This window comes from Streptomyces sp. RP5T (assembly GCF_003933965.1).
In the GTDB taxonomy this organism is placed as follows: Bacteria; Actinomycetota; Actinomycetes; order Streptomycetales; family Streptomycetaceae; genus Streptomyces.
Genome location: NZ_RSAJ01000447.1, coordinates 1 through 6,924, shown reverse-complemented (window position 1 = coordinate 6,924; position 6,924 = coordinate 1). Strand labels below are relative to the sequence as shown.

At 69.8% G+C, this 6,924-nt stretch carries 8 protein-coding genes; 1 reads left to right on the top strand and 7 read right to left on the bottom strand.

Features of this window, described 5'->3' with window-relative positions; all coding sequences use genetic code 11:
• The 5 genes from EHS43_RS32995 to EHS43_RS32975 all read right to left on the bottom strand — a co-directional run.
• Positions 1-1,185 (bottom strand): cytochrome P450 (locus EHS43_RS32995; protein WP_185806521.1); only part of this gene is annotated, 1,185 nt, incomplete at its 3' end.
• A 53-nt stretch (positions 1,186-1,238) separates the two neighbouring features.
• Positions 1,239-1,847, bottom strand: coding sequence for an ATP/GTP-binding protein (locus EHS43_RS32990; protein ID WP_037713890.1), 609 nt, complete (start codon positions 1,845-1,847; stop codon positions 1,239-1,241).
• The gene (locus tag EHS43_RS32985) at positions 1,819-2,196 is read right to left on the bottom strand and encodes a DUF742 domain-containing protein (RefSeq protein WP_007386762.1); all 378 of its coding nucleotides are present in this window, start codon (positions 2,194-2,196) and stop codon (positions 1,819-1,821) included. The genes EHS43_RS32990 and EHS43_RS32985 overlap by 29 nt, the downstream gene beginning before the upstream one ends.
• On the bottom strand, positions 2,193-2,594 hold the full coding sequence (locus EHS43_RS32980; protein WP_125194336.1) for a roadblock/LC7 domain-containing protein: 402 nt from the start codon (positions 2,592-2,594) through the stop codon (positions 2,193-2,195). Before EHS43_RS32980 ends, EHS43_RS32985 begins: the two co-directional genes overlap by 4 nt.
• Positions 2,591-3,778: an ATP-binding protein gene (locus EHS43_RS32975; protein ID WP_125194335.1), complete on the bottom strand. Its 1,188-nt coding sequence runs from the start codon at positions 3,776-3,778 to the stop codon at positions 2,591-2,593. The genes EHS43_RS32980 and EHS43_RS32975 overlap by 4 nt, the downstream gene beginning before the upstream one ends.
• A gap of 480 nt (positions 3,779-4,258) precedes the next feature.
• Here EHS43_RS32975 and EHS43_RS32970 point away from each other — a divergent pair, with 480 nt between their 5' ends.
• Positions 4,259-5,185, top strand: a complete 927-nt coding sequence (locus EHS43_RS32970; RefSeq protein ID WP_125194334.1) for a GNAT family N-acetyltransferase — start codon at positions 4,259-4,261, stop codon at positions 5,183-5,185.
• 34 nt (positions 5,186-5,219) lie between these two features.
• Here EHS43_RS32970 and EHS43_RS32965 read toward each other — a convergent pair whose 3' ends face one another.
• Both EHS43_RS32965 and EHS43_RS32960 read right to left on the bottom strand, forming a co-directional pair.
• Positions 5,220-6,383 (bottom strand): serine hydrolase, encoded by a 1,164-nt coding sequence (locus EHS43_RS32965; protein WP_125194333.1) that lies wholly within the window; start codon positions 6,381-6,383, stop codon positions 5,220-5,222.
• A gap of 349 nt (positions 6,384-6,732) precedes the next feature.
• On the bottom strand, positions 6,733-6,924 hold a 192-nt coding region (locus EHS43_RS32960), incomplete at its 5' end, for an LPXTG cell wall anchor domain-containing protein (RefSeq protein WP_125194332.1).

Sequence of the window (6,924 nt, the reverse complement as noted above, 5' to 3'; positions counted from 1 at the left end):
GAACTGCACGGGGAGGGTGGCCAGGGCGCGGTGGAAGGGGCCGGGACGCCACTCCAGCTCCTGGGCCGGGACGCTCAGCGTCAGGTCGGGCAGCGCGTTCAGGATCAGCTCGATGGCGGTGACCGCGATGACCTGGGCCGGGCTCTTGGCGGGGCAGGCGTGCGGTCCGGCACCCCAGGCGAGGTGGGCGCCGCGGCTGTGGGCCTGGCCCGCGGAGGTGAGCGCGGGGTCGCTGTTGGCTCCGGCGAAGCTGATGACGAGGGGGGAGTTCGCCTGAACCACGACTCCGCCGAGGTCCACGTCCTGGACGGGGAAGTGCGTCGCGTAGTTGGCGATGGGCGGGTTGTTGAGCAGCACGTGGTCGAGGGCGTCCTCGATCTGCATGCTCGGTCCGTCCTCGCCGTCCCGGTCCAGGAGCAGCAGCAGGGAGTTGGCGATGAGGTTGCGCTCGGGTTCCACGCCGGCGCCGATCAGCATCACCAGCTGGTCCTTGAGCTCCTCGTCGCTGAGACCGGCGGGGTGCTGGACCAGCCAGGAGGTGATGTCGTCGCCGGGTTCGCGGCGCTTGAGGGAGACCAGTTCCATGAAGCAGGCGGTGAGTTCGTCGCTGGCCTTCAGCGCGTCCTTGCCGTCGAACATGTCCGCCATCGCGCTGGTGACCCGGTCGCCGATGGCCGCGGGGCAGCCGAAGAGCTTGTTGATCATCAGCATCGGCAGCAGCTTGGCGTAGTCGTTGATCAGGTCCGCCCGGCCCCGCTCGCTGAACTGGTCGATGAGGTAGGCCGCGATCGGTTCGACGTCACGGCGGATGCGGGTGACGTTGAGGCGGTCGAGGCTCTCGGTGACCGCCTTGCGCAGCCTGAGGTGCTGGGCGCCGTCGGTGAACAGGCAGTTGGGCCGGTAGGCCATCATCGGCAGGACGGGGCTGTCGAGGGGGACCCGGCCGTCGTTGAGGGCGGTCCAGCGGCGGCCGTCGCGCGCGAACAGGTTGGGGTTCTGGAGCACGCGCAGGGCGGTCTCGTGGTCGACGACCAGGGTGGCGTCGACGCCCGGGGCCAGTTCGACCGGGCCGGCGGGGCCGTGGGCCCGGAGGTACTCGTAGAGCTTGTGCGGGTCCGCGGCGAAGGAGCCGTCGTACATGGGGCATCTGGCCGCACCGGTGGCGGCCGTGTCGTGAACGTCCATGTCTGTGTCCTTTGGTGGCCCGGACCGTGCGGTCCGGGCGGGGGGGTGGTGGTTCAGGCGGCGCGGTCGAGCAGGTGACGCACCAGGGCGATCAGGGCGCGGGCGGAGGAGCGCTGGTCGCGGGCGTCGCAGTAGATGACGGGAGTGTCCGGAAGCAGGTCGAGGGCCTCGCGGATCTCCTCCTCCTCGAAGTGGCTGGTCTGCGAGAAGGTGTTGACGGCGATGGCGTACTCCAGGCCGTACTCGTCGATCAGGTCGATGACCGGGAACGTCTCCTCCAGCCGGGACGGGTCGACCAGGAGCAGCGCGCCGAGCGCGCCGCGGGCCATGTCCTCCCACAGCTGCATGAAGCGCTGCTGTCCGGGGGTTCCGAACAGGTACAGCACCAGCTCGTCGCTCAGCGTGAGCCGGCCGAAGTCCAGCGCCACGGTGGTGGTCGCCTTGTCCGGCGCCCCGCGCAGGTCGTCGACGTGCATGGACGCCTGGGTCATCTTCTCCTCGGTGCGCAGCGGAGTGATCTCCGACAGCGACCCGATGAAGGTCGTCTTGCCCACGGCGAAGTGTCCGACCACCAGGATCTTCGCGGCGGTGGTCACGTCGGCGGAGACGTAGATGGAGCCGTTCGCCCCGGGGTCAGCCGATGTTGAGGGTTTCGAGTCCATGCAGAACCTTCTCGAGTATCGCTCGGGGAACATGCTGGGCAGGGGCCGGTTCAGCGCGGCGCAGGAGGTGCCCCTGCTCGAATAAATCGGACAGCAGGAGTCGGGCCACGCCGACGGGCAGTCCCAGGTGCCCGGCGACCTCGGCGACCGACAGGTAGCCGCCCGAACAGAGCTCCCAGATCGCCCGGACCTCGGGGCCTGCCCCGAGCGGAAGGGTCCGGTCGGGCGCCAGGCACACCAGGGTGTGCAGGGCCAGGTCGTCGTCGGAGGGGAGACGACGACCGCCCGTGATGACGTAGGAGCGGACGAAGTCGCTGGTTACCGGAGCGTCCTCGCCTGGCCAGGTCATGCGTCTGCGCCGGTGTGCTGGCGCGGCGAGGCGCTCATCGCCTTGGTCAGCGCGCCCACCGTCTTCTGCATCCGGATCGACATGGCCTCCATGTCGACGTCCAGTGCGGTCGACACGGCGAGGTAGGAGCCGCTGCCCCCGGCGATGAGGAAGATCCATCCGCCGTCGAACTCGATCAGTGTCTGCTTCCACAGGCCCTTGCCGCCGCCCACGAAGGGGGCGACGCTGCGGCACAGGGACTGCAGGGAGCTCATCGCGGCGGCGTTCCGCTCGGCGTCGTCACGGACGATGCCGTCGGAGCGCTGCATGAGCAGGCCGTCCGCCGAGACGAGGATGGCGTGGCGGGCTCCGCGCACCTCGAGCACGTCGTTCAACACCCACGACAGGTCGGGATTCACTGGTTCTGAGTTCCTTCCGTGTTGTCCGAGTCCCGCCCGAGCAGGGTTCCGCGAGCGAATGCCTTGAGCCGTGAGGCGGTCTCCTCGCCGGCCGTGTCCAGGTCGGGCACCTCCGCGCTGGGCGAGGCGACCACGGAGACGGTGCCGTTGCGGCGGCGACGGCGCTTGGGCAGACCGCCGGCCGTCTGTCCGACGACGAGGGAGGTGACCGGGGTGGGCTTGGCCGCCACGGGCTCCCCCTCGTTCTCGTCGAGTTCGACCGGTGCCGGTGCGGGCAGCTCCGCCGTCAGGAGGTTCTCGGGCACCCGGACGACGGCACGCACACCGCCGTAGGGGGAGACCGCGTCGACGGAGACGTGGAATCCGTAGTGGGAGGCGAGCTTGCCGGAGAGGGCGAAGCCGAACTTGGGCGGGTCGCCCAGGCTCGTGATGTCCACGGACCCGCCGGAGGTCAGCAGGGACGCGGCGCGGGCCTTGGTCTCCTGGTCCATGCCGAGACCGGCGTCGTCGACGATCAGGCAGATCCCGGTGGGGACGGCCTGGATGTTGATCTCGACGGGGGTGCCGGGGGCGCTGTACTTGGTGGCGTTGTCCAGCAGTTCGGCCAGGACCATGGCGACCGGTTCGACCGCCCGGCTGGTGATCGCGACGCTCGCCTGCGAGTGGACCTTGACCCGCTCGAAGTCACGGATCCGCCCCTGGGCGCTGCGGGCGACGTCGTACACCGAAGCGTCCCGGTCACGCCGGCCGAGCCAGCCGCCGCAGAGCACCGAGATGCCCTTGGTACGACGGCTGAACTGGCTGCCGGTGTGGTCGACCAGCATCAGGTCGGCGAGGACCGCGTTGTCATCGCCGTACTTCTGCTGGAGTCCGTCGAGCAGGGCCAGCTGCTCCTCGGCGAGGGTCGCCAGGGTGCCGACGGCCGACTTCAGGGTCGCCTTGGTCGCCGACTCGGCGTCCCTGCGCACCTCTTCCAGATCCGCGGCGTGCCGTGCGCTCACCGACGAGTAGGTCGTCTGGAGCTCGGCGAGCTGACCTCGCACACTCGCCATGTCGCCGTGCAGTTTGTTGTTGTTCGCGCGGAGCTGGATGTTGGTTCTCCGTGCGCGCATCACTGCGAAAATCGCAGCGATGAGTACCACGAGCAGGATCCACAGGAGTGGATCTTCGAACAATGACGTCATGAGACTCTCTTCAAGTCGCCTCGCGTCGGGAGACTGACCGTGCATGGGACCCCGGAAATGCCCGCCGCCGTGCGGCGCGGACCTTACCGGCGGACCAACCGTCACTCCTTCACGATGGGGCCGTTTTGGCTGTCCCCCGTACGCGCGTATGACGCGTCATCAGCCTACTGAAAAGTGTAATGATCTTATCAGTCGTCACAGTGTCAACAGGCGTACCGCGCGCCACACTTGACGACTCTCCACAAACACCGCGCAAAGCCCGCGTCGGCCGCCGGTCAGCGGTCGCCGCCCGACCGGACGGCGCCGTCCGGAGGACGGCTCGCAGCGGCGTTCGCCGCGGTGGTGGGCTGCATGGAAACCCCTGGTCCGGCCACCCTTCCATGATCAACGGGCGCAGCCTACCAAGGCATTGAGAACGCCTCGCCCCCGCTCACGCGAAACTCGATTGCGGCCGTCGCGCCCGCCCCCGACCCTTGCCTCATGCCCTACCTCCTGCGCGCTGCCGCGCTTCACGACGCGTCGGCCGTCACCGACCTGCTCAACGAGATCGACCGGATCGAGATCGGGCGGGCCGAGACCGATCTGCACACCGTGGAGTCCGATCTGGGCCACCCCGGGGTCGACCTCGACCGTGACTCCTGGCTGGCCTTCGACGGACCGCGCCTGGTGGCCTACGCCCTGGTGTGGGACGACTCGAAGGGCGAGCGCATCGACGCCGACCACTACGTACTCCCCGACCACCAGCAGGCCGGTGAACTCCTCCTGGAGGCGGTCGAGACCAGGGCACTGGAGAAGGCCCGGGCGAACGGCGCCTCGAAGGCCGTGCTCCATCTGCATCTCAACGCGGCTCCCACGACCGACCTCGCGCTGATACGGGCGCGCGGATGGTCGGTCGTACGCCGGTACCACGTGCTGGAGCGGGCGCTGCGGGCCGGGGCGGACCTGCCGCCCGAGCTCCCCGCGGGCGTACAGGTGCGGGCCTGTGCCGACGAGGCGGACCGGAAGCAGGTGCACGCCCTGTACCAGGCCGCCTTCGCCGAGCACTTCGACTTCCAGCCGCGCCCCTACGAGGAGTGGCTGGCCGACATCCACGCCGACCGCCTCGACTGGTCCCTGGTGTGGCTCGCCTCCGCCGAGGACCTCGGGGACGTCGGCTTCCTGATCGCCCGCGACGACCGCGAGGCCATGGGATGGATCCGCAGCGTCGGGGTCGTCCGCGAGGCCCGGGGCCGGGGCCTGGGCGGCCTGCTGCTGCGGCAGGCGTTCGCCGCGTTCGCGGCCCGGGGCCGGGACACCGTGGGACTCGGCGTGGACACCGCGAACACCACCGGGGCCCCCGCGTTGTACGCCCGCAACGGAATGTCGGTCCATTACGCCGTGGACACCTGGGAAATCGAGGTGAGTTGAATGCGTACGACCGTCGCGCCACCTTGCTGAACGGTTATTGATTCCCGCCGCGCAACATCGCACAGACGAAATTCTCCTGCACTGCGCGCATTCTCTTCAGTCCTTTCGCGTCGGAGGACTGGGTGATCTGGGAAGTCACCGAGAAGGTCAGGGAACGGCGGCCGTCGGGGGTGGCCGCGATCAATTGGGTGTACCCGAGCGTGTTGCCCGTGTGGCCGAGGACGACACCGCAACGCGTCTCGTACCGGAAGACGGCCAGGCCGGCGGAGTTGCGGCCCGGACCGGCGGGTTCGGACGCGCCCTCGACCCACTGCCGCTGCTGCTGCACGGCCTGTCCGCCGTAGAGCCGTCCGGCCGCGTAGCCCCGGATGAAGCGGGTCATGTCGGCCGGTGTGGAGACGATGCCACCGGAAGCCCAGACGCCCGACATGCCGATGATCTCGCTGACGTCCTCGGGGGCCGCGGGCGGGTTCACGGCATAGCCGTGCAGGTAGGGCGCCGGCATCCGGTTCCCCTGCGGAAGGCTGGTGGAGCGCAGCCCCAGCGGCGCGTAGACGAGGTCGCGCAGCAGGCCCTCGTACGGCTTGCGCGTCACCGCCTCCGCCATGAGTGCCACGGCGATGTTGTCCGAGTTCGAGTAGCGGTACTGCGTGCCCGGCGCGAAGAGCAGGGGCTGGTCGGCGACGTAGTCGAGCAGGCGCCGCGAGTCGAAGTGGTGGAGGGGGTCGGCCTGCAGCTCGGCGATGAACCCCTCGCTCCGGGAGTAGTCCGGCAGACCGCTGGTGTGATTGAGGAGTTGACGGAGCGTCACCGATCCCCATGCGTCCGGGAGTTGGGGGAGCCGCTCGCCCAGGGTGTCGTCCAGGTCCAGGGCGCCGCGGTCGACCAGGGTGAGGGCCACCGCCCCGCTGAACGCCTTGGCGGTGCTCGCGATGCGCATGTGATCGCCGGAACCGGGCCGGCGGTCCGTGCCGACGTCTGCGACCCCGGCGCGTACGACTCGGGTGCCGTTCTCGGTCCGCAGGACGGCGATGGCTCCGGGCGGGCCCCCCGAGTGGCGCACGAAGGCGTCGAGCTGACGCTGAAGCGCCTGGTCGCCCGGCGGGGCGGAGGCGGCGGTGACCGTCGCCGGAGCCAGCGCGGTGAGGCAGACCGTGAGGACGGATGCCGCTCGCAGGCGGGATCGGCGCAGAGACATGGGGGCTCCCGGAAGTGGGGACGTCATGGCGCGCCCAGCCGCCCGGAAGGCGCTCACGCCCCGCTTCCCGGACTGCGGTGCACGGGCCGGTGGCAGGGCCACGGAGTGGTGCCGTCAATTCACCCCGCCGGGATCAGCGGTCGCCGTTGTTCAGCTTCTTTTGCGCGTCAATGCCATCGGTCGGGGGCGGCCGCCGGGGTACGGTCCGAATTCGGTTTCCCAGCTCAAGAATAACCACGTCGATTTCGAGGTGGCATGTCGGCCGCCGTGCGGGCGAACGCGAGTGGCTGCCCACCGCCGGAACCGCGCGGTGGACAGCCACTGTGCCTCTCGGTCGTGCCGACCGGTGTCAGACGGAGCGGCGGCTGGTGCGTCGCAGGAGAACGAAGCCGCTGATCAGGAGGATCGCACCGAGTGCGGCCGGCCACAGCTGGGTGCCGGTCTCGGCGAGACTGCTCTGACTGCCCTGAGGTGCGGGCTGTGCGGCGAGCGGGGGCTGGGCGACGGCACCGGGAGCTGCGGTGGTGGTGTCGTCCTGGGG

What these genes read in the sequence shown, in the direction of transcription:
- EHS43_RS32990 (WP_037713890.1), bottom strand. Translation starts at nt 1,847, where the DNA reads ATGGACTCGAAACCCTCAACATCGGCTGACCCCGGGGCGAACGGCTCC.
- EHS43_RS32985 (WP_007386762.1), bottom strand. Translation starts at nt 2,196, where the DNA reads ATGACCTGGCCAGGCGAGGACGCTCCGGTAACCAGCGACTTCGTCCGC.
- EHS43_RS32975 (WP_125194335.1), bottom strand. Translation starts at nt 3,778, where the DNA reads ATGACGTCATTGTTCGAAGATCCACTCCTGTGGATCCTGCTCGTGGTA.
- EHS43_RS32970 (WP_125194334.1), top strand. Translation starts at nt 4,259, where the DNA reads ATGCCCTACCTCCTGCGCGCTGCCGCGCTTCACGACGCGTCGGCCGTC.
- EHS43_RS32965 (WP_125194333.1), bottom strand. Translation starts at nt 6,383, where the DNA reads ATGTCTCTGCGCCGATCCCGCCTGCGAGCGGCATCCGTCCTCACGGTC.